This window comes from Streptomyces sp. NRRL S-118, from assembly GCF_000716335.1.
GTDB lineage: Bacteria > Actinomycetota > Actinomycetes > Streptomycetales > Streptomycetaceae > Streptomyces.
In genome coordinates this window covers 435-26468 of sequence record NZ_KL591007.1, presented here as the reverse complement: position 1 = coordinate 26468, position 26034 = coordinate 435, and the positions used below count along the sequence as shown (strand labels likewise).

Below are 26034 nucleotides of genomic sequence, written 5' to 3'. Positions count from 1 at the left end.
CTAATTCGAGCGACGCTCAATGTGACGCATGCCCGTGCCGCACGTCAACGGTTCCACCGGATGAAAACCATGGTTAGAGTGATGCTCAAACAGGAAGGTGTGGTGACGTGCGACTGACCCCCACGGAACGCGACCGGTTGCTGATCTTCGGCGCCGCCGAGCTCGCCCGGGCCCGCCGGGCCCGGGGCCTGAAGCTCAATGTCCCCGAGGCGACCGCCCTCATCGCGGACACCGTCTGCGAGGCGGCCCGCGACGGGCGGCGGCTCGCCGAGGCGATCGAGGCGGCCCGCTCGGTGCTCGGCCCCGACGACGTCCTGCCGGGCGTCGCGGACGTGGTGACCGAGGTCCATGTGGAGGCCGTCTTCGACGACGGTTCCCGGCTCGCGGTGGTCGGCGACCCCATCGGGGGAGGCAGCCGGGAGAGCGACGCCCCCGGCGCGCTGCTGCCGGGCCCGGAGCACTCCGACCCCGAGCCCGTGGTGCGGCTGAGCGTCACCAACACCGCGAGCGTGCCGGTCTCCGTCACCTCGCACTTCCACTTCTTCGAGGCCAACCCGCGCCTCGACTTCGACCGCCCCCGGGCCTACGGCATGCGGCTCGCCGTCCCCGCCGGATCGTCCGTGCGCTTCGGACCGGGCGAGAGCGACGAGGTCGGGCTGGTGCCGATCGGCGGCGACCGGATCGCGATCGGCTTCGCCGGACTGGTCGACGGGCCGCTGGACGCGCCCGGCGCCCGAGAAGAGGCACTGCGCCGCGCCGCCGCCTGCGGCTACCTCGGCGTACCGGGGACGACCGAGCAGGAGGCCGAGCGATGAGCCGCCCCGGAGGCCACCCCGCCGAAGCACGCCGCCTCACTCCGTACGAGTACGCCGCCACCCACGGCCCCCGGGCCGGCGACCGCGTGCGCCTCGGCGACTCGGGCCTCACGGTCCGCGTCGAGTCGGACGCCCAGCAGTACGGCGAGGAGTTCCTCGCCGGCTTCGGCAAGACGGCCCGCGACGGACTGCACCTCAAGGCCGCCGCCGTCCGCGAGACCTGCGACGTCGTGATCAGCAACGTCCTGGTGATCGACGCCGTGCAGGGCATCCGCAAGGTGTCCATCGGCATCCGCGAGGGCCGCATCCACGCCATCGGCCGGGCGGGCAACCCCGACACCCTCGACGGCGTCGACGTCGTCGTCGGCACGGGCACGTCGATCGTCTCCGGGGAGGGCCTCATCGCCACCGCGGGCGCCGTCGACACCCACGTCCACCTGCTGTCCCCGCGCATCATGGAGGCCTCGCTCGCCTCCGGCGTCACCACGGTCATCGGCCAGGAGTTCGGCCCGGTGTGGGGCGTCGGCGTCAACTCGCCGTGGGCGCTGCGCCACGCCTTCAACGCCTTCGACGCGTGGCCGGTCAACATCGGCTTCCTCGGCCGCGGTTCGTCCTCGGACGCGGCACCGCTGGTCGAGGCGCTCGCCGAGGGCGGCGCCTGCGGTTTCAAGGTCCACGAGGACATGGGCGCCCACACCCGGGCCCTGGACACCGCGCTGCGCGTCGCCGAGGAGTACGACGTCCAGGTCGCCCTCCACAGCGACGGCCTGAACGAGTGCCTGTCGGTCGAGGACACCCTGAAGGTCCTGGACGGCCGGACCATCCACGCCTTCCACATCGAGGGCTGCGGCGGCGGGCACGTCCCCAACGTCCTGAAGATGGCGGGCGTCCCCAACGTCATCGGCTCGTCCACCAACCCCACCCTGCCCTTCGGGCGGGACGCGGTCGCCGAGCACTACGGGATGATCGTCTCCGTCCACGACCTGAAGACCGACCTGCCCGGCGACGCGGCCATGGCCCGCGACCGGATCAGGGCCGGGACGATGGGCGCGGAGGACGTCCTGCACGACCTCGGCGCGATCGGCATCACGTCGTCGGACGCGCAGGGGATGGGAAGGGCCGGCGAGACCGTACGCCGGACCTTCGCCATGGCCGGGAAGATGAAGGCCGAGCTCGGTCCGCTGGAGGGCGACGGGGACGGCGACGACAACGCGCGCGTCCTGCGCTACATGGCCAAGCTCACCATCAACCCGGCGATCGCCCACGGCCTCGCGCACGAGGTCGGCTCGATCGAGGCCGGCAAGCTCGCCGACATCGTGCTGTGGCGGCCGGAGTTCTTCGGCGCCAAGCCGCAGCTCGTCCTGAAGTCGGGCTTCCCCGCGTACGGGGTCGTGGGCGATCCGAACGCCGCCACCGACACCTGCGAACCGCTCGTGCTCGGACCGCAGTTCGGCGCGTACGGCGCCACCGCCGCCGATCTCTCGGTGGCGTTCGTCTCCGGTGCGGCGGCGCAGCTCGGCGCCGACCGGATGCCCACGCGCCGCCGCCGGGTCGCGGTGCGCGGCACGCGCGGCATCGGCCCCGGGAACCTGCTGCTCAACTCCCGCATCGGCGACGTCGCCGTGGACGGCCGTACCGGCCTGGTCACGCTCGACGGCGAACCGGTCCGCTCGGACCCCGCCGACTCCGTCTCCCTCAACCGCCTCTACTTCCTGTGAAGGACCACGCGATGTTCCGCATGCCCGCCGAATGGGCCCCGCACGAGCGCACCTGGATGGCCTGGCCCGGCCCCAACCCGACGTTCACCGACGACGAGGAGCTCGCCGAGGCGCGCCGCGCCTGGGCGTCGGTGGCCCGCGCCGTACGCCGCTTCGAGCCCGTGACGATGGTCGTGGGCACGGGCCAGGCGGCCGGCGCCCGGGAGCTGCTCGGCCCGGACGTCGACCTGGTCGAGCGGGACCTGGACGACGCCTGGATGCGCGACATCGGCCCCACCTTCGTCACCGACGGCGAGCGGCTCGCCGCCGTGGACTGGGTGTTCAACGGCTGGGGCGCCGCCGACTGGGCGCGCTGGGAGCACGACTCCAAGATCGCCCGGCATGTCGCGGACCTCGCGGGCGTCCCCGTGCACAGCAGCCCCCTGGTGAACGAGGGCGGCGCCATCCACGTCGACGGCGAGGGCACGGTCCTGCTCACCGACACCGTGCAGCTCGGCCCCGAGCGGAACCCGGACTGGACCCGCGAGCAGGTCGAGGCGGAGATCCACGCCAGGCTCGGCACCACCAAGGCGATCTGGCTCCCGCGCGGCCTGACCGGCGACTACGGCATGTACGGCACCCGCGGCCACGTCGACATCGTCGCCGCCTTCGCCCGCCCCGGCGTCGTCGTCGCCCACACCCAGCCCGACCCCTCCCACCCGGACCACGAGCTGTGCAAGGCCAACGTCGCCCTGCTGCGCCGGCAGACGGACGCCAGGGGCCGCCGCCTGGAGGTCGTCGAGGTCCCCGCTCCGACCCTCCTGCAGGAGGACGGCGAGTGGGTCGACTACTCCTACATCAACCACTACCTGTGCAACGGCGGCGTGGTGCTGTGCGCCTTCGACGACCCGCGCGACGAGATCGCGGCGGGCATCTTCCGCCGCCTCTTCCCGGACCGCACGGTCACCCTGGTCGACGCCCGCACGATCTTCGCGGGCGGTGGCGGCATCCACTGCATCACGCAGCAGCAGCCGAAGGTCTGAAAACCGCCTCAGGGGCCGGCCGCGGCTGTGGCAGCCTGCGGCCATGCCCCTGATCGAGCACGACGGCCGCGACTACGCGCTGCAGATCATGTACGCCGTACCGGACGACGCCTGGTACCTGGAGCTGTACGACGTCCCCCGGCAGCGGCTCCTCGCCCTCGCGATCGTCCCCGACGAGGACCCGGCGCGCGAGCCGACGGTCTGCTTCCACCCGGGCCCCGACCCGGACGCGGAGCACCACGAGGTGCCGTACGAGGTCATGCGCTGGTTCATGGACCAGGTGGAGGCGGAGATCCGCACCAGCCGAGGCTGGATGCGACTGCGTCCCCGGCTCGTGGAGATCGTCCGGCAGCTGCGCGAGATCTACCAGGGCGGCCCGCGGGACGAGGAGTACCCGGCGCTGATGGTGATCCTGCGCGAGCTCGTCGCCGAGGACGAACTCGGCCCGCTCCTGGAGGGCGCCTTCGGCGAGGTGCCGGATCCCGGCCTGCCGGAGGCGTCCCCCGCCGAGGTCGCCGCCCTGCGCGAGCGCCTGGCCGGGGACGGCTGGGCGATCCCCGCCGGCGACCTGCAAGGATCGGGTACAACGTACGAGTGAACGAACCCCGCCCGACCCCCGCCCCGGCGTCCGCAGCCCGGCGGCGGGGCCGCAATGCCGCGCCGCCGCGCGAAGAGGTGCTCGCCGCCGCCATGGAGACCATCGCCGAGCGCGGGCTCGAGGGCCTCACGATGGCCGGGCTCGGGCGCGAGGTGGGCATGAGCAGCGGGCACCTGCTGTACTACTTCCGCACCAAGGACGAACTGCTGCTGCAGACCCTGGAGTGGAGCGAGGGCCGCCTCGGCGCCGAGCGCAGCGCGCTGCTGTCCCGGCAGGCCGCGCCGGTCCGCGAGCGGCTCGCCGCCTACGTCGACCTGTACGTGCCCGACGGGCCGCGCGACCCGCACTGGACGCTGTGGCTGGAGGTCTGGAACCGCTCGCAGAACGCCGACGCGGACGCCCGCGCCCGCCAGGCCGCCATCGAGGGCGCCTGGCACCGTGACCTGGTGGCCCTCCTCGCCGAAGGCGTCTCGCACGGCGAGCTGCGGACCGTGGACCCCGACCGGTACGCGGCCCGCCTGCGGGCCCTGCTCGACGGGTTCAGCGTCCACGTCGCCGTCGGCATACCCGGCACGAGCCGCGCGCAGGTGCTGGACCACGTCCGCGAGTTCATCGAGCAGACGCTGCTGCCGTGAGCCGTCCCCCGCTTTGGCGGGGCCGGCGGGCGCGGGCCGGCAGGCGCGTGGCGGCGGTGCGACCGCATCGTGAGATCTGTGTCCGTGCGTCTTCACATCTGTGGCAGACTGCCCACGTGCTTGCTACCGCCATGATTATGGGCAGCAGCGCGCCGGTCCGCAGTGACCGCTGAACTCGCGGCAGAACACCCGCAGGCGGCGGCCACCGTGCCTCAGACCCGCGCGCAGACCTCTCGCACCCGCGAGGGGTTTTTTCGTTTTCCGGCCCCACCCCGGCGGAAGGCGAGCGGCGCGCGACGATGGGGGCAGGTGGAGCGTTTCTCCTCCGAGCCCGGTTCCGCCGGGCAGGGGGGACCCCCAGAAGCCGTTTCCCACAGGAGCCAACACCGTCATGACCACGGAGACCGACAGCCGTTCCGTCGACGACAGCTTCCATGTCTTCGACACCACGCTGCGCGACGGCGCCCAGCGCGAGGGCATCAACCTCACCGTCGCCGACAAGCTGACCATCGCCCGGCACCTGGACGACTTCGGCGTGGGCTTCATCGAGGGAGGCTGGCCCGGCGCCAACCCGCGCGACACCGAGTTCTTCGCCCGCGCCAAGAACGAGATCCGCTTCCGCAACGCCCAGCTCGTGGCCTTCGGCGCCACCCGCCGGGCCGGCGCCCGCGCCGCCGACGACCCGCAGGTCAAGGCGCTGCTGGAGTCCGGCGCCCCGGTCGTCACGCTCGTCGCCAAGTCCCACGACCGGCACGTCGAGCTCGCGCTGCGCACCACCCTGGACGAGAACCTCGCGATGGTCGCCGACACCGTCTCGTACCTGCGCGAGCAGGGCCGGCGGGTCTTCGTCGACTGCGAGCACTTCTTCGACGGCTACCGGGAGAACCCCGCCTACGCCAAGGCCGTCGTCCGCGCGGCGCACGACGCCGGTGCGGACGTCGTCGTGCTGTGCGACACCAACGGCGGCATGCTGCCCGCCCAGATCCAGGCCGTCGTCTCCACCGTGCTCGCCGACACCGGCGCCCGCCTCGGCATCCACGCCCAGGACGACACCGGCTGCGCCGTCGCCAACACCCTCGCCGCCGTCGACGCGGGCGCGACCCACGTCCAGTGCACCGCCAACGGCTACGGCGAGCGCGTCGGCAACGCCAACCTCTTCCCGGTCGTCGCCGCGCTGGAGCTCAAGTACGGCCGCAAGGTCCTGCCCGAGGGCGCGCTCGCCGAGATGACCCGCATCTCGCACGCCATCGCCGAGGTGGTCAACCTGACCCCCTCCACGCACCAGCCGTACGTGGGCGTCTCCGCCTTCGCGCACAAGGCCGGGCTCCACGCCTCCGCGATCAAGGTCGACCCGGACCTGTACCAGCACATCGACCCCGAGCTGGTCGGCAACACCATGCGGATGCTCGTCTCCGACATGGCCGGCCGCGCCTCCGTCGAACTCAAGGGCAAGGAGCTCGGCATCGACCTCGGGGGCGACCGCGATCTGGTCGGCCGGGTCGTCGATCGCGTCAAGGAGCGGGAGCTCAAGGGGTACACGTACGAGGCCGCCGACGCCTCCTTCGAACTGCTGCTGCGCGCCGAGGTGGAGGGCAGGGCGCGGCGCTACTTCCGTACGGAGTCGTGGCGCGCCATCGTGGAGGACCGTCCCGACGGCACCCACGCCAACGAGGCGACGGTCAAGCTGTGGGCCAAGAGCGAGCGGATCGTCGCGACCGCCGAGGGCAACGGCCCGGTCAACGCCCTGGACCTCGCGATGCGCGCCGGCCTGGAGCGGATCTACCCGCAGCTCGCCAAGCTGGAGCTGGTGGACTACAAGGTCCGCATCCTGGAGGGCGTCCACGGCACCCAGTCGACCACCCGCGTCCTGATCACCACGACCGACGGTACCGGCGAGTGGTCCACGGTCGGTGTCGGCGAGAACGTGATCGCCGCGTCCTGGCAGGCGCTGGAGGACGCGTACACGTACGGTCTGCTGCGGGCGGGCGTCGAGCCCACGGAGTGACCACGGGGTGACCCCCGGTCCGCCATCACCCGGCCGTGCCCGCTCAGGCGCGGTCGGGTTCCTCGATGGTGAAGATCTGGTCGAGGCCGACGACGCGCAGGATGCGCACGGTGTTGTCGGGTACGGCGGCGAGGGCGACGTCCGCGCCGGCCGCCACCGCGTGGTTGCGGGCGGCGAGGAAGGCGGTGATGCCGCTGGAGTCGCAGAACCGCAGTCCGGCCAGGTCCAGCACGAGCCGCTCCCCGGCGTCGAGGGCGACGTCGTTCAGGGCTTCGCGGAACTGCGGCGTGGTGCGGAAGTCCAGGTCGCCGTCGATGCGCAGCACGGCTCCGGAGGCCGTGGGCGTGTGAATGATCTTCAGCATGGTGTCGTCAGGGTGGGGTCGGATGGAGGGCTGCCGACGACCGGGACGCCGAGCGCGAGCACGGCGGTGTCGTCATCGAGACCGTCACCGAATCCGTCGAGGAGATCGGCGACGGCCTTGACCGTGGCTTCGGCGCCGCAGGGTGCCAGACCGGCGGCGAAGCCGAGAAGTGCCTCATCACCGTAGCGCCCGCCACCGGTGCGCGCTTCGGTGAGTCCGTCGGTGTAGAGGACCAGGGTGTCGCCCGGGCCCAGAACCGTACGGGCCACGGAGATGGCGGGGTCGGGCAGTATGCCGATGAGCACCCCGCCCGGGGTCGGCAGGTAGGTGGCGCCGCCGTCTCCCCGCAGCACCAGCGCCGACGGGTGGCCGCCGCTGGCGAGGGTGACCTCGAAGCCGTCCGCGCCGTCCGGCCCCCGGCGGTCCAGCACCCCGAAGATGGCGGTGCAGTAGCGGGGGTCGCCCGCTCTGTAGTGGTCGGCCAGCACGGTGTTGAGCGTCTGCAGCACCGCCCGCGGGTCGGGGTCGTTCATCGCGGCGGCGCGCAGCGTGTAGCGGGCCAGCGAGGTCACGGCCGCCGCCTCGGGACCCTTGCCGCACACGTCGCCGAGGAAGAAGCCCCAGCGTCCGCCGCCCAGGGCGAACAGATCGTAGAAGTCGCCGCCGAGGTGCTCCGGCGAGGCGGTGTGGTAGTGGGCGGCGGCCTCCAGGCCCGGCACGGCGGGCAGGGCGGGCGGCAGCAGGCTGCGCTGGAGCGTGGCCAGGACGTCCTTGAGCCGCTTGCGGTCCTGCTCGGCCCGGCGGCGGTCCTCCTCGGCGGCCTGGCGGCCCCGCAGGAGCTCCTCCTCGTACGAACGGCGGTCGCGCGCGTCTATGACGGTGGTGCGGATCAGCAACGGCTGGCCCGCGGCGTCGCGTTTGACGGTGGAGGTCACCAGCACGGGCAGGCGGCCGCCGTCCGTGGTCCGCAGCTCCATGGCGATGCCGCGCACCTCTCCCTGGAGGTGCAGCAGCGGGGCGAAGTGCGTCTCGTGGTACAGCTTGCCGCCGACCGTGAGCAGGTCGGTGAACGACCGGCGCCCGACCAGGTCCTCGCGGTGGTGGCCGAGCCAGCTCAGCAGGGTGGTGTTGACCTTGGCGATGGTGCCGTCCATGAGGGTGGACAGGTACCCGCACGGCGCGTTCTCGTACAGGTCCTCGACGCTGTCCTCCAGGAGCGTCGCGAACAGCGCGTCCCGGTTCTCGGCCGTACAGCCGCCGGCCCGGTCCGGCTCCGCGGCGCGGGTCACCGCACGTCCTCGACGAATTCGATGATCGCGGCGGCGGTCGCCTGCGGGGCGCTCAGCTGCGGGCAGTGACCGGTGGCGTCCAGCGTCACCAGCCGGCTGCCCGGGATCGCGGCGTGGACGTACGCGCCGACCTCGCGCGGGGCGATCACGTCCTGGGCGCACTCCACGACCAGGGCGGGCACGGTGACCTTCGCCAGGTCGCGGCGGCTGTCGGTCAGGAAGGTCGTGCGGGCGAAGACCCGGGCGATCTCCGGGTCGGTGCGGCAGAAGCTGTTGGTGAGCTCCTCGCCGAGCGCGGGACGGTCGGGGTTGCCCATGATGACCGGTGCCATCGTCGCCGACCAGCCGAGGTAGTTGGCCTCCAGGGACCGGAGCAGCTCGTCGATGTCCTCCCGGCTGAAGCCGCCGCGGTAGCCGTCGTCGTCGATGTAGCACGGCGACGGGGTCAGCAGCACGAGCTTGCCGAACCGCTCCGGCTGCCGGGCGAAGGCCACGACGCCGATCATGGCGCTCACCGAGTGGCCGACGAACACGGCGTCCCGCAGGTCGAGCTCCTCGCACACGTCCAGGACGTCCTGCGCGTACCCGCCGAGCGAGCCGTACCGCTCGGCGCTCCAGGCGGACAGGTCGGACTTGCCGGAGCCGACGTAGTCGAACATGACGACACGGAAACGTTCCGCCAGAGCGGGCGCCACGAGCCGCCACATGTTCTGGTCGCAGCCGAAGCCGTGCGCCAGCACCACCACCGGTCCGTCCTCGGGGCCGGTGAGCGACACGTTGTTCCTGCTGCGGATGTCCATGGTGGGCAATCCTGCCACTTGGGCCGCCGGCACCTCGAAGTCGGCGACAGGGGTTCTTCTCACACACTCGTATGTCTTGTTTATGCGCATTCGGGTAGCGTCGATGATATGAGGACCAGGCCGTTCCCCTTCTTGTCGGCCCTGGCCGGGCTGGCACTGATCCTGCTCATGGCGTTCGCCCCCTCAGCGGGGGCCGCCACGGGCCTCGACGACGCCGCGGCGGCCCTGAAGAGGGGGCCGGTGTACGTCCACCCCGCCGCTGCCGACCAGCTCCCGCCCGCCGAGGCGGACGCGCTGGCGGAGCGGATCAAGAATGCCGACAAACCGATCTTCGTGGCCGTACTGCCCGCCACGAACGAATTCCCGCCGGACGGACTGCTACGCAACCTGCGCTCCGAGACCGGCATCACAGGCGTGTACGCGATCCGGCTGGGCGACCGGTTCACCGCGGGCGCCGACCGGACCGTGCTGTCCAACCAGGCGGTCCAGAACATCCTGAGCTCCGTCCGCCAGCCCGGTATCAGCGCCGACGAACAGCTCAACGACTTCGTCGGCCAGGCGCTGCCGAGCACTCGCGGCTCCGCACCCGGCTCCTGGGCCGGAGTCCCCGGCGACGGCGTCCCGGTCGGCGGTCTGATCACGCTCGGTGCCGTCGCGGTCGCCGGCACCGCCACGGTGGTCGCCGTCCGGCGGCGCAGGAAGCAGCGGCAGGAGGCCGAGGAGCGCGAGGCGCTCGACCGGCTCCGGGTCGTCGTCGACGAGGACATCACCGCGTACGGCGAGGAACTGGACCGGCTCGACTTCCACCCGGCCGAACCGGGCGCCGACGACGCGATGCGCACCGACTACGAGCGCGCCCTGGACTCGTACGAGAAGGCCAAGACGCTGATGGGCCAGGCCCGGCACCCCCACGACGTCAGGGGCGTGACCGAGGCCCTGGAGGACGGTCGCTACGCCCTGGCCGTCCTCGCCGCCCGCCGCGAGGGCCGCCCGCTTCCCGAGCGGCGGGCACCTTGCTTCTTCGACCCGCGCCACGGCCCGGCGGCCACCGAGGTCCAGTGGGCCCCGGCCGGCGGCGCGGCGCGCGAGGTGCCCGTGTGCGCGGCGGACGCGACGCGGCTGGAGCAGGGCGAGGCACCGATGGCCCGCACGGTCGACACCGAGTACGGCCGCAGGCCGTACTGGGAGGCCGGGCCGGTGTACGGCCCGTGGGCGGGCGGCTACTTCGGCGGCGGCCTGCTCCCCGGCCTGCTCGTCGGGACCATGATGGGCTCGATGCTCGCCACCCCGGCGTACGCGACGGAGTACGGCGGCGGTGACTTCGGCGGCTTCGAGGGCGGCGACGTCTCCGGCGCCGACTTCAACGCCTCCGACTTCGGCGGGGGCTGGGGCGGAGGCGGCGGAGGCGACTGGGGCGGAGGCGGCGGCGACTTCGGCGGCGGCGGCTTCTGACCCCCGCCCCCGGGAAGCGGGGGGAGGCCCCGGGAAACATGGAGGCCCCGGCCCATCCCCTCCGGCCGGGGCCTTCCACCTGTGGTGCTTATCCCCGGCCGGTGAGGAACGCCGACCAGGCGGCGGGGGAGACGGTGAGGACGGGGCCGTCCTGGACCTTGGAGTCCCGGACGTGGACGGCGGCGGGGTGGGCCGCGACCTCGACGCAGTTTCCGCCCTCGCTGCCGCTGTAGCTGGACTTGCGCCAGACGTAGGCGACCTCGACGCAGGCGCCGCCTTCGGGACCGCTGTAGCTGGACTTGAACCAGGTCAATGCTGCTGCGGGTGTCATGACTCTCCTGCCAGATCGTCCAGCAGACCCCTGCTCTCCTCGGGGCTCAGGGCCTGTGACCGCAGCATCCCATACATCTGGTGCAGCACACTGACCTCGTCGGGGTCGTCCACGAGGAAGCTGACCCGCTGCCCTTCGATATAGGCCAGTTGATCGTGGTCCGGCGTCTCCAGCAGCACGATCGGGCCGTTGAGCCCTGCGTGCTTCTCGCGAGCGGTCGGCATGACCTGGACGCCCATGAAAGGCAGTTCGGCGCAGCGGCGCAGATGGCGGAGCTGCTCGCGCAGGATGTGCCGGCCGCCGAGCGGCTGCTCCAGCACAGATTGCTCAATGATGAAGTTCATCATCGGTGGCCATGGTTTGCGGTCGAACACCTTCTGCCGGTCGAGCCGCGCCGAGAGCCGTTCCTCGGCGTCCTCCGTGCTGATCGGCGGGAAGAGGGAGGCGAAGACGGCCGCCGCGTACCCCTCCGTCTGGAGCAGCCCGGGCACCAACTTCTGCTCGTACCACAGCAGCGTCAGCGCCTGCTGCTCATGCTCGATGAAGTCCCGCGCGAACGCCGGGTACCGCTCGCGCTCCGGCACTCGCGCCACGCCCGCCGCCAGTACGCCCCGGCCGCCCAGCACCTGGTCGAGCTGCTCGGCCAGGTCGTACTTCAGCGGTCTGCGGCCCTGCTCGATGGAGGCGATGGTCTCGGGGTGGATGCAGAGCTGCTCGGCCAGTTCGGGCTGCGTGAGGCCCGCCGCTCTGCGGAGCTGCCCGAGCTGGGCACCGATGAGGTGCCAGGTGGCGTTCTTCCTGGGCTTGGTCGCTGGGTGCATGGTCGCCCTCTTCCCACCCGCCGGAGTACATGACTCGGTCAGGAGCCGTACAAATGGTTTGTACGGCCTGACGCTGTGGTCCAGCATGGTGACGCACAGTGACAGTGGGTCCATGAACGACGAACGACAACTGCCGTACCTGTGCGAGGCCTTCTACCGGCGGGAGCGCAGGTCGGTGCGGGAGGCCCGGCGCTTCGCGGCGCGGGTGCTCGCCGTGTGGGGGATCGGGGGCCGAGCCGATGACGTCGTGCTCTGCGTGGGCGAGCTCGCGACGAACGCGCTGCTGCACGGCGTTCCGCCGGGGCGGGGCTACCGGCTGCGGCTGCTGCGGCCCGCGGGCGCCGGCCTGCTCCGGGTCGAGCTGCACGACAGCGGCGACGGCACGGTGGACGCGCGGCAGCCCGACACCCGGTCGGAGTCCGGGCGCGGGCTGCTGTTGGTGGCCGCGCTGGCCGATGCCTGGGGAGTGGGGGAGCGGAACCCCGGCAAGATCGTGTGGTGCGAGTTCCGCACCGGATCGCGCACTCCGTCAGGCGGTGCGGATGGCGGAGATCTCGAAGGTGAGCTTGATCTTGTCGCTGACCAGGACGCCGCCGGTCTCCAGGGCCGCGTTCCAGGTGAGGCCCCAGTCGGAGCGCAGCAGCTCGGCCTTGCCCTCGAATCCGACGCGCTCGTTGCCGAACGGGTCCTTGGCCGAGCCGTTGAACTCCAGGTCGATGGAGATCGGCTTGGTGACGCCCTTGATGGTCAGGTCGCCGGTGATGCGGTAGTCGCTGCCGCCCAGGGCCTCGGCCGAGGTGGAGCGGAAGGTCATCAGCGGGAACTGCTCGGCGTCGAAGAAGTCGGCGCTGCGCAGGTGCCCGTCGCGGTCGGCGCTGCCGGTGTCGATCGACCCGATCTTGACGTCGATCGAGGCGGTGGACGCGGCGGGGTTCGAGCCGTCGAGCGTCAGGGAGCCCGAGTGGTCGGCGAAGGAGCCCCGGACGTTGGTGACCATGGCGTGGCGGGCCGTGAAGCCGATGCTGCTGTGGGCCGGGTCGATGGCGTACTCGCCGGTCAGGGCGGCGAGAGCCGGGTCCACGGCGGCGGGGGTGGTGGCGGTGGTGGTGGTGGCGGAGGTGCGGTTGAACAGACCCATGACGTGCTCCTCGGGGACGGGCGGCCGGTCGGGACCACCATTCGTTGAACCTTCAACGACACCGACTGTAGCCCCATTCCGTTCAACTTTCAACAAGTCGGTTCGAGGATTCCTCCGGGATGCTCCGACGCCGTCCGGCGACGCCCTCTGGCGGACGCGCGTAGAGCTCGGGCACCATCTGTCTGCTCCACCTCTGTGCTGCTCCACCTGCACCGCCCGCCACAGCAACAGCAGGAGGAATCCCCATGAAGGTCCGCTCGGTCCTCAGCGCGCTGGCGCTCGTCCTCGGCGCGCTCTTCGCGCCCGGTTTCGGTGTCCTCACCGGAGCGGGTGACGCCCATGCCGTCACCAAGATCAGCCACGCCACCGCGACCTCGATGTTCCGCTCGTCCGGCATCACCTGGTCGTCGTCCGGCGGCTGCTCCGACCGCAACAACCCGACCTGCACGTCCTTCGAGCAGCTCAACCTCGCCACCGCCAAGGGCGCCCAGACGCTGAAGAGCGCGAGCGGCTGCGCGCTCAACATCACCGGCGGCACGGAGACCGGCCATGCCGGCGGCACGTACTCCCACTGGAACGGCTACAAGCTCGACTACAGCAAGTACACGTGCATCGGGAGCTACATCAGGAACACCTTCGCCTACATCGGTGTGCGCGGGGACGGTGCGCCCCAGTGGAAGTCCGGCTCCGGCAACATCTACGCCGACGAGGGCAACCACTGGGACGTGACGTACTACAACTGCGGCGGCTGCTGAGCTTTTTGGGCTCCGGCCGCCGCTCCCGGCCACCGCTCACGGCTTACGGCTCATCGCTCAGGCGGACGCCGGAGCCGGAGCGACCGGCTCGAAGCCGCGGGTCAACAGCCGTACGGCCAGGATCACTTCCCAGGCGAACACCGGGAGGGCGGCGGCCGAACCGGCGACCGACACCTGCGGGTAGATGCCGAACAGCACGGCCACCGCCGAGGCGCAGATCGCCGTGCCGCCCACCAGGCCCAGCAGGGTGAGCGGCCGCGGGACCAGCCCCGACCGGTGCATCGCGTACGCCAGGACCAGGGTGTTCGCCCCCAGGACGACGTTGGGCCCGAGCAGGAAGGTCCAGTCGTGGATCGCGGTCAGGGCGGTGGCGGCGGCTTCGAACGCGGCGCCGTCGCCGCTCCCGGCGTCCGTCGCCTTCCACCGCAGCGTCACCACGGCCAGCATGCCGACGATGCCGACCGCGATCACGGCCGCTTCGAGCAGGCGGCCGCACGCGTAGCCCAGTGCGAGCGCCTCGTCCCGGCGCCGCAGGACCGGGAAGAGGCTCACCCCGGTGCCCACCACGGCGAGGAGCAGGACCATCTCGCACAGCGCTCCGAGCAGCACGCGCTGGTCCGCGCCCGTCCCGGTGACGTACGCGGCTCCGTCCAGGGCGGGGCGGTACAGCGCCAGCCCGGCGATCGCGGTCACCTCGGTCACCAGGAACAGCGCTCCTGTCACCGCGGCGGTCCTTCTCGTGGCCTCCATCGGGCTCCCCTCCTGGAACGTGCGAGGTGTACGGCGTACACCTCGACTCTGCCGGCAACCATAGGTGTACGGCGTACACTCGTCAACAGAGGTGGAAGTGAAGGGAAGAGGGCGGATGAATCGGCAGCGGGACACCGGTGGCCGTACACCCCTGAGCAAGGACCGGGTGCTGCGCGCGGCCGTGGAACTGGCCGACGCCGCCGGGGCGGAGGTGCTCAGCATGCGCCGACTCGCCCAGGAGCTCGGAGTGGTGCCGATGGCGCTCTACAAGCACGTCGCCAACAAGGACGAACTCCTCGACGGCATGGTCGACGTGGTCGTCGGCGAGATCGAGCCGCCCGAAGCCGGGGTCCACTGGAAGAGCGCCGTGCGGCAGCGGATCCTCGCGGCGCGGCGGGCCCTGCTGCGTCACCCCTGGGCCGCGGGCGTGATCGAGTCGCGGACCGGGCCGACGCCCGCCGTGCTGGCGTACCTGGACGCGATGATCGGGACGTTCCGGGACGGTGGCCTCTCCGTGGACCTCACCCATCATGTGATGCACGCGCTGGGGAGCCGGCTGCTGGGCTTCTCCCGGGAGCTGTTCGACGGCGGCCGGGCGCAGGGGGGCGCTGCGGCCTCGGCTCCGGCTTCGGCTCCGCCTCCGGTTTCAGCTCCTCCTCCGTCGCCGGGTCCGTCTTCGGCGTCGGCTCCGTCCTCGGCGTCGGCGCCGGTGGGGCCGCCGGCCGCGGCGTACCCGCATGTCGCGGAGATCGCGGCAGCGGCCGCCCATGACGCGGACTCGGTCGTCGGCGGGGGCTGCGACGACCAGTTCGAGTTCGAGTTCGCGCTGGACCTGCTCCTGGACGGCTTCGAACGCCTCCACCTGCAGGGCTGGACCTCCGCTCCGGCGGTCCGTGAGGCGCGGCCGGGCGGATGACGTGCCCGGGGGTGTCCGCGGGGAGCGCCGTAGTCCGCCGACGGGCCGGCGGCACCTCGCAGGCACGCCCCGTGGGCGCCGGACCTACCGCAGAGCGGCGGCGACCAGACCTTCGAGGGCCTCGCGCGGTACGTCGCCGCCGCTCACCAGCCGATCGAAGACCAGTCCGTCGACACAGGTCAGCAGAGTGTGAGCGCGATTTTCGACGTCGGTCACGCCGTGCCGCGAGAGGAACAGCCGAACGGCCTCGCGGCCGGCGTTCTCACGGGGTACGAGGATCTCGCGCAGTTCGGGATCACGCACGCTCTCGACGGCGCAGGCGTACCGGGCGAGCGAGCGGCGACGGCCCTCGCCGGTGAGCCGCTGCCGGGTGAGCCGGGCCATGCCGTCCACCAGTTCCTCCACCGTGCGCAGGGACGGAAGCGCTTCGGCCATCGCGTGCAGTTCCGCTTGGTCGCGTTGGACGAGGCGGGTGACGAGTCCGGTGAGCAGTGCGGCCCGGGTGCGGAAGTAGGCCGACGTGGTGCCGAGCGGAAGAGCCGCTCTCCGGTCGACCGCCCGATGGGTCAGGCCGCGTATGCCTTCGTCGGCGAGTACGTCGAGAGCCGCGTCCGCGAGGAGGGTGCGCCGGTCCGGAGTCATACCCCCTTTCTACACCTGTAGAGCTCTTCCGGTAGCGTCGGTCTTCTACGGATGTAGAAGGGTGGGGGTGCGGCATGGGCGGCACGGCAGTGGTGGTCGGAGGGGGCATCGGGGGGCTGGCCGCCGCGATCGGCCTGCGCCGCATCGGATGGGACGTGAGGGTCGTCGAGCGCGCGTCCTGGCCCGAGGACGCCGGGGCGGGCATCTCCCTGGCCGCCAACGGCCTGCGCGCACTGGACGAACTCGGCGTCGGCGAGGCGGTCCGGGACGCCTCGCGAGGCCAGTACAGCGGTGGCACCCGCACTCCGCGGGGCGGTTGGCTGGCCCGTATGGACGGCGCGGTGCTGGAGCGGGCGGTCGGTACGCCGATCATGGGCATCCCCCGCTCCGTCCTCCACCGGCTGCTGCGCGCCGCCCTGCCCGCCGAGGCACTGCTGATCGGCTCGGAGGCGACGGTCGAGCAGGCCGGCCCCGGGACGGTGCGGGTCGACTGCGGCGCCACCGTCCTGGACGCCGATCTGGTGGTGGCAGCCGACGGCATCGGCAGCACGGTGCGCGGCAGTCTCTTCCCGGCCCACCCCGGCCCGGTCCACAGCGGCTCGGCGGTACTGCGCGCCATCACGGAGCAGGCGGTCGACCTGGACACCGACTTCGAACTGACCTGGGGCCACGGGGCCGAGTTCGGGCACATCGCCTTCGACGACGGGCGGGCCGAGTGGCACGCCGTCCTCGGCCTCCCCGCGGGGACGCGGTTCGCCGACCCGCTGTCCGAACTGCGCCGGCGGTTCGGCACCTGGCACGAGCCGATCCCCGCGCTGCTCGACGCGACGCGGCCCGCCGCCGTACTCCACCACGACGTCGGCGAACTCCGCACCCCGCTGCCGTCGTTCGCGGTCGGCCGCATCGCGCTGCTCGGTGACGCGGCCCACGCGATGACGCCCTACCTCGGACAGGGCGCCTGCCAGGCGCTGGAGGACGCGGTCACCCTGGCCGCCGCCCTCTCCACCGAGTCCACCGTCGCGGCCGCGCTCGCCCGCTACGACGCCGAGCGCCGGCCACGCTCCCAGGCGGTGGCACGGGCCGCCCGGCAGGCCGGGCGGATGGGCCAGCAGCTCTCCCACCCGCTGGCCGTCGCCCTGAGGAACACGGCGATGCGCCTGACACCCTCCCGCGCCTCGACGCAGCTGATCCTTCGGCACCACGCCTGGGTTCCCCCACGGCTGCGCTGATCCGGCACGCGACCGCGTCCCGGCTCCGTACTCCTCCGTGGGGCCGGTCTCCCGTGGGCTCTGCCTCCGCCGCACGGCGGAAGCGGATCATGCGCTGGTCCGATCCCCGGAGGCCGCGGACCCGGCACAGTGAGCCCATGGTGATCAGTGGTACGGGTCCCTCGCCGCCGCGGATCGAGCACCCTGTGCGGTTCCGGGCGGAGCGCTCGCCCACGGAATCACGCCGACGGAATCCGAGGAGGGTGGGGAACAGCTGTGGCGACGTGGGCCATGTCATTCCCGGCGTTCGTGTGTCTCCTGGCCCTGTTCGGCTTCGTGGAGAGCGTGTGGCGATGGTTCACGGGGCTGGGCCTGATTCCGTGGCTGCGCAGGCGCACGGGACGGTCGTTGTCGGCCATCGCCTTCGATGAGTTCACGGCGGTCGTGAACGGAAACAAGTCGGTGGAGATGGAGCAGCGGAGGGTGGAGCTGCTGCGGCGGGACGACGAGAGCGACGGTGCGCCGCCCTGCTCCCGCATCGACCTCACCAGGGGTACCGCGTTCATCGTGGTGCCACGGGAAGCGGACGGCCCGCGCGCTGACGGGCGCGATGCCCGTGGGGGCCGGCGGTGAAGCGGGCAGCGGGGAAACCGGCGCGGAACCGCCCACGCTATGGGGGCGCATCGCCTGCGGGTGGGCGGTCGCGATCGCCGGGCTGCACCTCTGCCGGCCCGTCGGCGGTGATGCCGGCCCGTCGGTGGTGATGGGGGGCTGAGCGTCTCCGCCGGCCCGCAGCCGCCGAGCGCCCGCTGGGGTGCGTCGCGACGCACCTGGACCCCTGCGTGAGCGTGGGGCGGCGAGCCCGGATGCCGGCCCTCCGGGACCCCTGGTCCATCCTCGGAGGGCCGGCCTTCGGCGTCGCCGCCCTTCGCGGTGGGCAAGGGCGCGGCCTCGCACGTTGCGCCGGGCTCGACGCCCCCGGACGTTCCCTAGGATCCGACGGAGACGGTGAAGCGGCGCGGGTTCGGGTCGTGGGCCGCGCCCGAGACGTCCGGGCGCCCGTCCGGGCGGACGTCGTCGTACGGGAAGGCGTAGCCGATCGGGGTGTTGGCGTGGACCACCCGCGCCCAGTGGTTCGTCGACGGGTCGCGGTAGTAGTCGGTGGGTGCCGGACCGTTGGGCTGGTCGGGGTGGGTGAGCAGCGTGGTGCGGTTGAAGCCCGCCGCCAGCCGGGCCAGCAGGGCCTTGCGGTCGTCGGAGTCCGCGGGGTTGTTGGCGAAGGGACCGTGGTTGCAGGTGAACACGTCCCGGGAGCTCGGCTTGGTGAAGCTGTGGCCGCCGGTGAAGGTCAGGACGTCGCCGTTGACCCGGCCGACCCGGACACCGCGCCCGCCCTGGAGGTCGATGCGCAGGTCGGTGGTGCGGTACTTCTGCCAGACGCGGTCGATGTAGCCGGTGAGAGCGTTGCGGAACGGCATCTGGTCGGGACGGTCGAAGTAGGGGGCCATGAGGTTCTGCGGCGAGATCACCCGGAGCACCGAGCCGCCGGAGGAGCGGATCACCAGCTTGTCCCACGGCTGGCCGTCCCGCGCGGCCTGCGCCACCAGCCCGTCCGCTATCCGCTGGAGTGCTCCTGCGGGGAGCGGGGCGACGGTGTGCGTCGCGTCGCCGGTGAGCGTGATGCCGATGGGCAGGGCCGTCACGAGGTCGACGTAACTGATGTTGGCGTACAACTGGAAGGGGTTGAACGTGAACTCGGCGAAGGACCACACACGGCCGTAGTTGGGGTCCGCGGGCGTCGCGAAGGCGGGTTCGACCAGGGCGGGGCCGGGGTTGAGGAAGAAGTCCAGCTTGGTGTTGCGGACGAAGTAGACGCGGGCGCCGAACATCTGCGGCAGCGTCAGGACGACCGGGCCCGCGCCGGCCGGGCGCAACGGGATGGCGCAGTCGACGGGCAGCGGGGTCAGCGGGCGGGCGGGGGACTCGGGGCGGTAGACGCCGCCGCCCGGGCGCAGCAGCACCCAGCGGCCGGTGCCCTGCTCGTGACCGGTGACGTACGCGTGGACCGTGCCCGGCAAGGAACGGTTCACCAGCGCCAGTTCGCAGGTGGCGGGGGCCGCGGAGGCGGAGGTGCGGGAGGTCAGCGCGGCGGTGGCGGCGGCGGCCGCGGTGCCCGCGAGGAAGCCGCGGCGGGTCATGCGGCCGGAGGGGCGGATGGTCATGGGGGCACTCCTTGTGGGGGTCGGGAGTGGTGGGAGGTGGCTCACACTCTCGTGGCGCCCGGATGACGCGTCAAGACATGTGGCTGAGAGCGCTCTCGCATTTCGTATGTCTTCACAAGTTGGCGTGTGTCGGCGGGAGTTGGGTGCACGGGCGGGGAGCGCCGGACCGGCGGGCGCTGCGGATCGGGGCGTGGTCCACGCCGAGGGCCTGGGCACCCGCGCCCCGGTGACCGTCCGCTCCTGGCCGGTCGGCGGTGCACGTCCTTCACCGCCGGGGCGGGGGTCGAGGACGAGCAACTCACGCGCGGCACGATCCGCTTCCGCGTCCCGGCGGACGGCACCGGGAAGGCGGCCTCACCGGTCCTGGCGGCGACGGACGCCGCGCACCCCCCGGCGGCGGACCTCACGGCGCGCGTCGTACGCCGACCTCGCCGTCCCGGACGCCGGTGACGGCAACGGCAACGACCACGCGGACCGGGGCGACGCGCGCTGCCGCTGCGGGGGCCGAGCGCGTGCCCGGCACCGGCACCGGACTAGTCCACACCCGTCGACGCGCGCACATGCAGCTCGGGCAGGAGCGTCAGGCGGTGGCGGGGGGCGGCCGGGTCCGACACGCGGCGGGTCAGGAGGCCGACGGCCGCCGCGCCCATGGCGTGCTTCGGCGGGGCCACCGCGGTGAGCGGGATGTCCGCGAGCGCGGCGACCTCGTCGTCGTACGCGACGACGGCGAGGTCGCCGGGCACGTCCACGCCGTGCGCCCGCAGCCGCTGCAGCAGGACGAGCGCGTCGTGGTCGTTGTGGACCAGGACGCCGTCCAGTGCCCCGCCGGTCACCGCCTCCGTGAACGCGGCGAGCTGCCCCTCGCGCCCGGCGTCCTCGTCGGCGGGCGGCGCCAGGTGCAGGACGCCCCCGTCGGGTGCGGTCAGGCCGGCCGCCGCGAGGCCGCGGTGGTAGCCGTCCCGCACCGCCGCGGCGTGCGGGCCGTCGTCCCGCACCACCAGGCCGACGCGCCGCCGCCCGGCCGGTCCGGCGAGGTGCCGGACGGCGAGCCCCGCGCCGTAGGCGTGGTCCGTGGCGACGTGTTCCGCCCGCGACAGGTCGTCCGCGGGGCGGCGCTCCACCAGGACGTACGGGACGGGGAGTTCCGTCTCGTCCAGGCTGCCGCAGGGGGTGATCAGCAGGCCGTCGACCCCGTCCGCGAGCATCCGCCGCAGCTGCGTCCGCTCCTGCTCCCGGCTGTACTGGGAGATGCCGAGCACCAGCCGTACGCCGCGCTCGGCGGCCGCCTCCCGCGCGCCCTTGATCACCTCGGGGTAGTAGTGGTCGGCCGCCGGTACGAGGAGACCGAACACCAGCTCCTCGTGCGGGGCCGCCGCCGCGTCCGCCCCGGACAGCACCGCGCCCCCGTGGACCCGGGCGAGGAGGCCCCGCTCCGCGAGCTGCTCCACGTCCCGGCGGATCGTCACCGGGGAGACCCGCACCTCGTGCGCGAAGTCGGTGACGCGCAGCGAGCCGCGCTCCCGCAGCCTGCGGAGTATCGCCTGGTGCCTCTCTTCGGCGTGCATGTGCAGCTCCGGCTCCCATCCCGTCGAGCGTCTCTGAACGTTTCGTGCGGTTCGTTGACCACTTGTTCGTACGCGTGAGGAAAACCGCCCCCGGTGGTGGTTCTCGGTTCAACGACGCACCCCGTTCCCCGGAGGTTCCCCCCGCATGCCCTCCCGCCGTGCCCTCCTGCGGATCGCCACCGCCCTCGCCGCCACCGCGAGGGCCCGCCGCGACGGCGCCGCGATCGACCTGACACGGCACCGGGCAGCGGCGTCCGCCTCGACCGGCGATCCATCCGTTCAGGTGCTGTCGACCGGCTCCGCGCTGCGGCTGCGGATCACGCCCGGCACACTGGGCGCCGTCCATCAGGCGGTGGTACGACTGGGATGAGCCGCGATTGTCATGCGCATTAAACGGAGTGAGTGACACGCCGGACCGGCCCGGCCGGTCCGCACCACTTCCCCGGGAGGCCCCCGTGCAGCCGAACGCGTCCGACTGGTCCCGTCGCACCTTCCTCGCCGCCACCTCCGCCACAGCCCTCGGAATCGCCATGGCGCCACCCGCCCGAGCCGACCGGCACCCCCACGACGTCGACGAGTTCGAAAAGCTCCGCCTGCGCTGGCTCGACCTCCAGCTCGGCAGCGGCTACGACCCCGCCGCCGAGCCCTACGCCTCCCGCCTCGCCGAGACCGGCGACCTCGCCGCCCGCTTCCGCGTCTCCATGGCCCCCACCCCCACCTCCCTGTGGCCCGGCCACGCCTTCGACCCGCCCTCCGGCATCACCCAGAGCTACCACCGCCTGTGGACCATGACCCAGGCGTACGCCCAGCAGGGCACCGGCCGTACCGGCGACCCCGACCTCCTCGCCGACGTCCTGCGCGGCCTCGACCACCTCACCGAGCGCGTCTACAACCCCGCCACCTCCCGCTACGGCAACTGGTGGGAGTGGCAGATCGGCAGCCCCCGCCTCCTCATGGACATCACCGCCACCCTGTACGAGGAGCTCGGGCCCGCCCGGACCGAGGCGGCCTGCGCGGCCGTCGACCACTTCATCCCCGACAGCGTGCTCGGCGACTACAGCGGCACCTCCACCGGCGCCAACCGCGTCGACCTGTGCCGCTCCGTCGCCCTGCGCGGCGTCCTCGGCCGGCACCCGGCCAAGATCGCGCTGGCCCGCGACGCCCTCTCGCCCGTCTTCCCGTACGTCACCTCGGGCGACGGGCTCTACGCCGACGGCGGCTTCATCCAGCACACCTGGGTCGCCTACTCCGGCACGTACGGACAGGTCCTGCTCGACGGCCTCGGCCGGCTCTTCGCCCTGCTGACCGGATCGTCCTGGGCGGTCACCGACCCGGCCCGCCGGATCGTCCTCGACTCGGTCGAGAAGGCGTACGCCCCCCTCCTCCGCAACGGCCTGATGATGGACTGCGTCAACGGCCGGGCCATCAGCCGCGGCCTGCTCAGGAGCGACGTCCGCGGCACCCTGCGCAGCGACCACTACCACGGGCAGGGCATCATCGCGGCCATCGCGCTGCTCGCCGACGCGGTGAGCCCCGCCGAGCGCGAGCGGTGGCACGCCCGGGTGAAGGGCTGGATCGAGCGCGACACCGTGAGCCCCGTGCTGACCGCCGGCCGGTTCGGCGTCGCCGACCTCGCCCGGCTGCACGCGGTCGCCGCCTCACCCGTCCCCGCCGCCCCCGAACCGGTCGGCCACACCCTCTTCGCCTCCATGGACCGGGCCGTGCACCGCCGCCCCGGCTGGGCCGCCTCCATCGCCATGGCCTCCGACCGCATCGCGTACTACGAGTGCGGCAACGGCGAGAACCCGCGCGGCTGGCACACCGGCGCCGGCATGCTCTCCTGGTGGGGCCCCGGCGCCGGACCGGGCGGCGACGCCCAGTACACCGACTGGTTCTGGCCCACCGTCGACTGGTACCGGCTCCCCGGCACCACCGTCTCCACCCGGCGCCTGCCCGACCGCGCCGGCGGCGAGTGGGGCGAGCCCAAGCCCGGCGTGCGGTGGGTCGGCGGCGTCACCGACGGGGAGTTCGCCGCCGTCGGCCAGCACCTGCGGGGCCTCGGCTCCACGCTCCAGGCCCGCAAGTCCTGGTTCTGCGCCGCCGACGCCCTCGTCTGCCTCGGCGCGGGCATCACCGCCACCGACGGCGTCCCCGTCGAGACGATCGTCGACAACCGCTGCCTCGGGGACCCGGCCGGCGGCTCCGCCGGCCCCGCCTTCACCACCGGCTCGCACTGGGCCCACCTCGAAGGCCACGGCGGCTGGATCCTCCCCGGCGGTACGGCGGCGCTGCGCACCCTGCGCGAGGACCGCACCGGTGCGTGGCGCGACATCAACACGACCTCCACCACCGAACGCCGCACCCGCAGCTACCAGACCCTCTGGCTCGACCACGGCACCGACCCGGCCGACGCCACGTACGTGTACGTCCTGATGCCCGGGGCCGCCCGCCGGACGGTCGCCGCCCGCGCCCACGACCCCCGCTGGCTGGAGATCCACGACAACACATCCGCCCGCCAGGCCGTCACCGTCCACCCGCTGGGTCTGACCGCCGCGAACTTCTGGGAGCCCGGCCGATCGGGGCCGCTCGCCGCCACCTCGCCCGCGAGCGTCCTGCTGCGCCGGCGGGCCCGCATCGCCACCCTCCACGCGAGCGAGCCTCCGCGCACCGGCGAGCCCCTGGAGATCACCTGGCACCACCCCGTCCACCGGGTCCTCGGTCACGACCCCACTGTCGAGGTCCTCACCACCGGGCGTACGCTACGGCTGCGCATCACGCCGGGCACGGCGGGCGCGGGCCACCACTGCCGGGTGGCCCTCGGTTGAGGGCCTTGTCGGACCCCCACAAGGGGGAGTGGTCCCCCGATGGTGGTTTCGCCGCTCCGCCGAATGGTTCTGTTCAAGGCTGACAGGAGATGACTCCGGAGACTGTACGGAGTCAACGGCGTGATTTTCTTGGTCGGCTTCGTAGGGTCAGTACATGACCGTTGTGGACGAAACCCAGGGCGAGCCGACCGACGCCCGTGGGCGTGTGGCCGAGCTGCACGCCCTGCGCGAGGAGGCCCGCCGTGGCCCGAGTGACCGTGCCACGGAAGCACAGCACGCCAAGGGGAAGCTGACCGCGCGTGAGCGCATCGAGCTCCTCCTGGATCCGGACTCGTTCCGCGAGGTCGAGCAGCTGCGCCGACACCGCGCGACCGGCTTCGGTCTGGAGCACAAGAAGCCCTACACCGACGGTGTCATCACCGGCTGGGGCACCGTCGAGGGCCGCACGGTCTTCGTCTACGCGCACGACTTCCGGATCTTCGGCGGCGCGCTGGGCGAGGCCCACGCCACCAAGATCCACAAGATCATGGACATGGCCATCGCCGCGGGCGCGCCGCTGGTCTCCCTGAACGACGGCGCCGGCGCCCGCATCCAGGAGGGCGTCTCCGCGCTCGCCGGCTACGGCGGCATCTTCCAGCGCAACACGCGCGCCTCGGGCGTCATCCCGCAGATCAGCGTGATGCTCGGCCCGTGCGCGGGCGGCGCCGCCTACAGCCCGGCGCTGACCGACTTCGTGTTCATGGTGCGCGAGACCTCGCAGATGTTCATCACCGGCCCGGACGTGGTCAAGGCGGTGACCGGCGAGGAGATCACCCAGAACGGCCTCGGCGGCGCCGACGTGCACGCCGAGACCAGCGGCGTGGCGCACTTCGCGTACGACGACGAGGAGACCTGCATCGCGGAGGTCCGCTACCTGCTGTCGATGCTGCCGTCGAACAACCGCGAGAACCCGCCGGTCCACGCCGTCGACGACCCGGCAGACCGCCGCTCCGACATCCTGCTCGACCTGGTGCCGGCCGACGGCAACCGGCCGTACGACATGGCCAAGGTGATCGAGGAGCTCGTCGACGACGGCGACTACCTGGAGATCCACGAGCGGTGGGCCCGCAACATCATCTGTGCGCTCGCCCGCCTCGACGGCCAGGTCGTCGGCATCGTCGCCAACCAGCCGCAGACGCTCGCGGGCGTCCTGGACATCGAGGCGTCCGAGAAGGCGGCCCGCTTCGTCCAGATGTGCGACGCCTTCAACATCCCGATCATCACGCTGCTGGACGTGCCCGGCTTCCTGCCCGGCGTCGACCAGGAGCACGGCGGCATCATCCGCCACGGCGCCAAACTGCTGTACGCGTACTGCAACGCCACCGTGCCCCGGATCTCCCTGATCCTGCGCAAGGCGTACGGCGGCGCGTACATCGTCATGGACTCCCAGTCCATCGGCGCCGACCTCACCTACGCCTGGCCCACCAACGAGATCGCGGTGATGGGCGCCGAGGGCGCGGCCAACGTCATCTTCCGCCGCCAGATCGCGGACGCCGAGGACCCCGAGGCCATGCGCGCCCGCATGGTCAAGGAGTACAAGGCCGAACTGATGCACCCGTACTACGCGGCCGAGCGCGGACTGGTCGACGACGTCATCGACCCCGCCGAGACCCGCGAGGTGCTGATCAAGTCCCTCGCGATGCTGCGCACCAAGCACGCCGACCTGCCGTCGCGCAAGCACGGCAACCCGCCCCAGTAAGAGGAGCACCACGTGACCAACGCATCCCTCCTCCGCGTCGAGAAGGGCCACGCCGACCCCGAGGAACTGGCCGCCATCACGGCCATCCTGATGGCCCGCGCGGGCTCCCGCCCCGCCGAGACCGCCGCCAGGAGCCGCTCCACGGCCGGCTGGCGCCGCCTGGAACGCCAGCCCGGGTTCCGCGCCCCGCACAGCTGGCAGGGCTGACCCCGCCGTCCGAAGGGCCCCGCACTCCGAGCGAGTGCGGGGCCCTTCGCCATGCCGCCGTTCACCATGCGGGCTTCCGGTCATGTGGCCCTGTGAGGCTGTGGGGGCCGCGTGCGGCGGTACGGCGAAGGCCCCGGCCCACCCGGAGGTGGTGCGGGGCCTTGCGCGAAGGAGCAGCGCCTACCGGAGTCGTGCCATCAGCGCGTGCTCCACGAGCG

The 26034-nt window shown here is 72.6% G+C and carries 26 protein-coding genes and 1 pseudogene; 17 read left to right on the top strand and 10 right to left on the bottom strand.

What is annotated here, in order from left to right; translation table 11 throughout:
- The first annotated feature begins 107 nt into the window (after positions 1-107).
- The 6 genes from ureA to cimA all read left to right on the top strand — a co-directional run bounded on the left by ureA (position 108) and on the right by cimA (position 6793).
- The gene (gene ureA, locus IH00_RS0114540; protein WP_031073515.1) at positions 108-815 is read left to right on the top strand and encodes an urease subunit gamma; all 708 of its coding nucleotides are present in this window, start codon (positions 108-110) and stop codon (positions 813-815) included.
- A complete protein-coding gene (locus tag IH00_RS0114535) occupies positions 812-2533 on the top strand; it encodes an urease subunit alpha (protein WP_031073512.1) in 1722 nt (573 codons plus the stop codon). Before ureA ends, IH00_RS0114535 begins: the two co-directional genes overlap by 4 nt.
- A gap of 11 nt (positions 2534-2544) precedes the next feature.
- Complete coding sequence (locus IH00_RS0114530; protein ID WP_031073510.1) at positions 2545-3555, top strand: agmatine deiminase family protein; 1011 nt, start codon at positions 2545-2547, stop codon at positions 3553-3555.
- Between the two features lie 43 nt (positions 3556-3598).
- Entirely contained in the window at positions 3599-4153 is a 555-nt protein-coding gene (locus IH00_RS0114525) for a hypothetical protein (protein ID WP_063835371.1), read from the top strand.
- Between the two features lie 92 nt (positions 4154-4245).
- On the top strand, positions 4246-4788 hold the full coding sequence (locus tag IH00_RS0114520; RefSeq protein ID WP_234334853.1) for a TetR family transcriptional regulator C-terminal domain-containing protein: 543 nt from the start codon (positions 4246-4248) through the stop codon (positions 4786-4788).
- Between the two features lie 391 nt (positions 4789-5179).
- On the top strand, positions 5180-6793 hold the full coding sequence (gene cimA, locus IH00_RS0114515) for a citramalate synthase (protein WP_031073504.1): 1614 nt from the start codon (positions 5180-5182) through the stop codon (positions 6791-6793).
- Positions 6794-6836: 43 nt separating this feature from the next.
- On the opposite strand, the gene IH00_RS0114510 is transcribed toward cimA, so the two are convergent.
- From IH00_RS0114510 to IH00_RS0114500, 3 genes are read right to left on the bottom strand one after another with little or no spacing between them, the layout of a single operon-like run.
- On the bottom strand, positions 6837-7157 hold the full coding sequence (locus tag IH00_RS0114510; protein ID WP_031073502.1) for an STAS domain-containing protein: 321 nt from the start codon (positions 7155-7157) through the stop codon (positions 6837-6839).
- Entirely contained in the window at positions 7151-8446 is a 1296-nt protein-coding gene (locus IH00_RS0114505) for a PP2C family protein-serine/threonine phosphatase (RefSeq protein ID WP_052411385.1), read from the bottom strand. Before IH00_RS0114505 ends, IH00_RS0114510 begins: the two co-directional genes overlap by 7 nt.
- The gene (locus IH00_RS0114500) at positions 8443-9246 is read right to left on the bottom strand and encodes an alpha/beta fold hydrolase (protein WP_031073497.1); all 804 of its coding nucleotides are present in this window, start codon (positions 9244-9246) and stop codon (positions 8443-8445) included. Before IH00_RS0114500 ends, IH00_RS0114505 begins: the two co-directional genes overlap by 4 nt.
- Before the next feature lie 108 nt (positions 9247-9354).
- Between IH00_RS0114500 and IH00_RS0114495 the strand changes: the two genes are divergently transcribed.
- Positions 9355-10698 carry a hypothetical protein gene (locus IH00_RS0114495; protein ID WP_031073495.1) on the top strand — a complete coding sequence of 448 codons (1344 nt, stop codon included), beginning with the start codon at positions 9355-9357 and terminating at the stop codon, positions 10696-10698.
- 88 nt (positions 10699-10786) lie between these two features.
- Here the strand turns inward: IH00_RS0114495 and IH00_RS0114490 are convergent, their stop codons facing one another.
- Positions 10787-11029, bottom strand: a complete 243-nt coding sequence (locus IH00_RS0114490; protein WP_031073493.1) for a DUF397 domain-containing protein — start codon at positions 11027-11029, stop codon at positions 10787-10789.
- Entirely contained in the window at positions 11026-11850 is an 825-nt protein-coding gene (locus IH00_RS0114485; protein ID WP_031073492.1) for a helix-turn-helix domain-containing protein, read from the bottom strand. Before IH00_RS0114485 ends, IH00_RS0114490 begins: the two co-directional genes overlap by 4 nt.
- A 112-nt stretch (positions 11851-11962) precedes the next feature.
- Here IH00_RS0114485 and IH00_RS40220 point away from each other — a divergent pair.
- Positions 11963-12361: pseudogene (locus IH00_RS40220) on the top strand (ATP-binding protein); the annotation flags it as partial.
- 18 nt (positions 12362-12379) lie between these two features.
- Here IH00_RS40220 and IH00_RS0114480 read toward each other — a convergent pair.
- On the bottom strand, positions 12380-12988 hold the full coding sequence (locus IH00_RS0114480; protein WP_031073490.1) for a YceI family protein: 609 nt from the start codon (positions 12986-12988) through the stop codon (positions 12380-12382).
- 245 nt (positions 12989-13233) lie between these two features.
- Between IH00_RS0114480 and IH00_RS0114475 the strand changes: the two genes are divergently transcribed.
- Positions 13234-13743: a hypothetical protein gene (locus IH00_RS0114475; RefSeq protein WP_031073488.1), complete on the top strand. Its 510-nt coding sequence runs from the start codon at positions 13234-13236 to the stop codon at positions 13741-13743.
- A gap of 57 nt (positions 13744-13800) precedes the next feature.
- On the opposite strand, the gene IH00_RS0114470 is transcribed toward IH00_RS0114475, so the two are convergent.
- On the bottom strand, positions 13801-14493 hold the full coding sequence (locus tag IH00_RS0114470) for a DUF4386 domain-containing protein (RefSeq protein ID WP_031073486.1): 693 nt from the start codon (positions 14491-14493) through the stop codon (positions 13801-13803).
- Between the two features lie 115 nt (positions 14494-14608).
- Between IH00_RS0114470 and IH00_RS0114465 the strand changes: the two genes are divergently transcribed.
- Positions 14609-15409 carry a TetR/AcrR family transcriptional regulator C-terminal domain-containing protein gene (locus IH00_RS0114465; protein ID WP_031073485.1) on the top strand — a complete coding sequence of 267 codons (801 nt, stop codon included), beginning with the start codon at positions 14609-14611 and terminating at the stop codon, positions 15407-15409.
- Between the two features lie 84 nt (positions 15410-15493).
- Here IH00_RS0114465 and IH00_RS0114460 read toward each other — a convergent pair whose 3' ends face one another.
- Complete coding sequence (locus IH00_RS0114460; protein WP_031073483.1) at positions 15494-16051, bottom strand: TetR/AcrR family transcriptional regulator; 558 nt, start codon at positions 16049-16051, stop codon at positions 15494-15496.
- 74 nt (positions 16052-16125) lie between these two features.
- Between IH00_RS0114460 and IH00_RS0114455 the strand changes: the two genes are divergently transcribed.
- Both IH00_RS0114455 and IH00_RS37305 read left to right on the top strand, forming a co-directional pair.
- Positions 16126-17280 (top strand): FAD-dependent monooxygenase, encoded by a 1155-nt coding sequence (locus tag IH00_RS0114455; protein ID WP_031073481.1) that lies wholly within the window; start codon positions 16126-16128, stop codon positions 17278-17280.
- Between the two features lie 270 nt (positions 17281-17550).
- Complete coding sequence (locus IH00_RS37305) at positions 17551-17892, top strand: DUF6191 domain-containing protein (protein ID WP_063835377.1); 342 nt, start codon at positions 17551-17553, stop codon at positions 17890-17892.
- A 356-nt stretch (positions 17893-18248) separates the two neighbouring features.
- Here IH00_RS37305 and IH00_RS0114440 read toward each other — a convergent pair whose 3' ends face one another.
- A complete protein-coding gene (locus tag IH00_RS0114440; protein ID WP_420710875.1) occupies positions 18249-19481 on the bottom strand; it encodes a glycoside hydrolase family 64 protein in 1233 nt (410 codons plus the stop codon).
- Positions 19482-19607: 126 nt separating this feature from the next.
- On the opposite strand from IH00_RS0114440, the gene IH00_RS44045 reads away from it, so the two are divergent.
- The gene (locus tag IH00_RS44045; RefSeq protein WP_234334848.1) at positions 19608-19931 is read left to right on the top strand and encodes an NPCBM/NEW2 domain-containing protein; all 324 of its coding nucleotides are present in this window, start codon (positions 19608-19610) and stop codon (positions 19929-19931) included.
- A gap of 83 nt (positions 19932-20014) precedes the next feature.
- Here the strand turns inward: IH00_RS44045 and IH00_RS0114435 are convergent, their stop codons facing one another.
- Positions 20015-21046 carry a substrate-binding domain-containing protein gene (locus tag IH00_RS0114435; RefSeq protein WP_031073474.1) on the bottom strand — a complete coding sequence of 344 codons (1032 nt, stop codon included), beginning with the start codon at positions 21044-21046 and terminating at the stop codon, positions 20015-20017.
- 145 nt (positions 21047-21191) lie between these two features.
- Between IH00_RS0114435 and IH00_RS0114430 the strand changes: the two genes are divergently transcribed.
- The 4 genes from IH00_RS0114430 (at position 21192) to IH00_RS0114415 (ending at position 25816) form a co-directional block, all read left to right on the top strand.
- The gene (locus IH00_RS0114430) at positions 21192-21416 is read left to right on the top strand and encodes a hypothetical protein (RefSeq protein ID WP_031073472.1); all 225 of its coding nucleotides are present in this window, start codon (positions 21192-21194) and stop codon (positions 21414-21416) included.
- Positions 21417-21576: 160 nt separating this feature from the next.
- The gene (locus tag IH00_RS0114425) at positions 21577-23871 is read left to right on the top strand and encodes a polysaccharide lyase 8 family protein (protein ID WP_078887769.1); all 2295 of its coding nucleotides are present in this window, start codon (positions 21577-21579) and stop codon (positions 23869-23871) included.
- A gap of 154 nt (positions 23872-24025) precedes the next feature.
- Positions 24026-25609 (top strand): acyl-CoA carboxylase subunit beta, encoded by a 1584-nt coding sequence (locus tag IH00_RS0114420; protein WP_031073468.1) that lies wholly within the window; start codon positions 24026-24028, stop codon positions 25607-25609.
- A 12-nt stretch (positions 25610-25621) separates the two neighbouring features.
- Positions 25622-25816 carry an acyl-CoA carboxylase subunit epsilon gene (locus tag IH00_RS0114415; RefSeq protein WP_031073466.1) on the top strand — a complete coding sequence of 65 codons (195 nt, stop codon included), beginning with the start codon at positions 25622-25624 and terminating at the stop codon, positions 25814-25816.
- The last annotated feature ends 218 nt before the right edge of the window (positions 25817-26034 follow it).

Excerpts from the sequence above, each read along its gene's own strand:
- IH00_RS0114500 (WP_031073497.1), bottom strand. The coding sequence starts at position 9,246 with ATGGACATCCGCAGCAGGAACAACGTGTCGCTCACCGGCCCCGAGGAC.
- IH00_RS0114535 (WP_031073512.1), top strand. The coding sequence starts at position 812 with ATGAGCCGCCCCGGAGGCCACCCCGCCGAAGCACGCCGCCTCACTCCG.
- IH00_RS0114465 (WP_031073485.1), top strand. The coding sequence starts at position 14,609 with ATGAATCGGCAGCGGGACACCGGTGGCCGTACACCCCTGAGCAAGGAC.
- IH00_RS0114420 (WP_031073468.1), top strand. The coding sequence starts at position 24,026 with ATGACCGTTGTGGACGAAACCCAGGGCGAGCCGACCGACGCCCGTGGG.
- IH00_RS0114425 (WP_078887769.1), top strand. The coding sequence starts at position 21,577 with ATGGCGCCACCCGCCCGAGCCGACCGGCACCCCCACGACGTCGACGAG.
- IH00_RS0114435 (WP_031073474.1), bottom strand. The coding sequence starts at position 21,046 with ATGCACGCCGAAGAGAGGCACCAGGCGATACTCCGCAGGCTGCGGGAG.
- IH00_RS0114430 (WP_031073472.1), top strand. The coding sequence starts at position 21,192 with ATGCCCTCCCGCCGTGCCCTCCTGCGGATCGCCACCGCCCTCGCCGCC.
- IH00_RS0114455 (WP_031073481.1), top strand. The coding sequence starts at position 16,126 with ATGGGCGGCACGGCAGTGGTGGTCGGAGGGGGCATCGGGGGGCTGGCC.
- IH00_RS0114520 (WP_234334853.1), top strand. The coding sequence starts at position 4,246 with ATGGAGACCATCGCCGAGCGCGGGCTCGAGGGCCTCACGATGGCCGGG.
- IH00_RS0114530 (WP_031073510.1), top strand. The coding sequence starts at position 2,545 with ATGTTCCGCATGCCCGCCGAATGGGCCCCGCACGAGCGCACCTGGATG.
- IH00_RS37305 (WP_063835377.1), top strand. The coding sequence starts at position 17,551 with ATGTCATTCCCGGCGTTCGTGTGTCTCCTGGCCCTGTTCGGCTTCGTG.
- IH00_RS0114470 (WP_031073486.1), bottom strand. The coding sequence starts at position 14,493 with ATGGAGGCCACGAGAAGGACCGCCGCGGTGACAGGAGCGCTGTTCCTG.
- IH00_RS0114485 (WP_031073492.1), bottom strand. The coding sequence starts at position 11,850 with ATGCACCCAGCGACCAAGCCCAGGAAGAACGCCACCTGGCACCTCATC.
- IH00_RS0114525 (WP_063835371.1), top strand. The coding sequence starts at position 3,599 with ATGCCCCTGATCGAGCACGACGGCCGCGACTACGCGCTGCAGATCATG.
- cimA (WP_031073504.1), top strand. The coding sequence starts at position 5,180 with ATGACCACGGAGACCGACAGCCGTTCCGTCGACGACAGCTTCCATGTC.
- IH00_RS0114475 (WP_031073488.1), top strand. The coding sequence starts at position 13,234 with ATGAAGGTCCGCTCGGTCCTCAGCGCGCTGGCGCTCGTCCTCGGCGCG.
- IH00_RS0114440 (WP_420710875.1), bottom strand. The coding sequence starts at position 19,481 with ATGACCATCCGCCCCTCCGGCCGCATGACCCGCCGCGGCTTCCTCGCG.
- IH00_RS0114495 (WP_031073495.1), top strand. The coding sequence starts at position 9,355 with ATGAGGACCAGGCCGTTCCCCTTCTTGTCGGCCCTGGCCGGGCTGGCA.
- IH00_RS0114460 (WP_031073483.1), bottom strand. The coding sequence starts at position 16,051 with ATGACTCCGGACCGGCGCACCCTCCTCGCGGACGCGGCTCTCGACGTA.
- IH00_RS0114510 (WP_031073502.1), bottom strand. The coding sequence starts at position 7,157 with ATGCTGAAGATCATTCACACGCCCACGGCCTCCGGAGCCGTGCTGCGC.
- IH00_RS0114480 (WP_031073490.1), bottom strand. The coding sequence starts at position 12,988 with ATGGGTCTGTTCAACCGCACCTCCGCCACCACCACCACCGCCACCACC.
- IH00_RS0114490 (WP_031073493.1), bottom strand. The coding sequence starts at position 11,029 with ATGACACCCGCAGCAGCATTGACCTGGTTCAAGTCCAGCTACAGCGGT.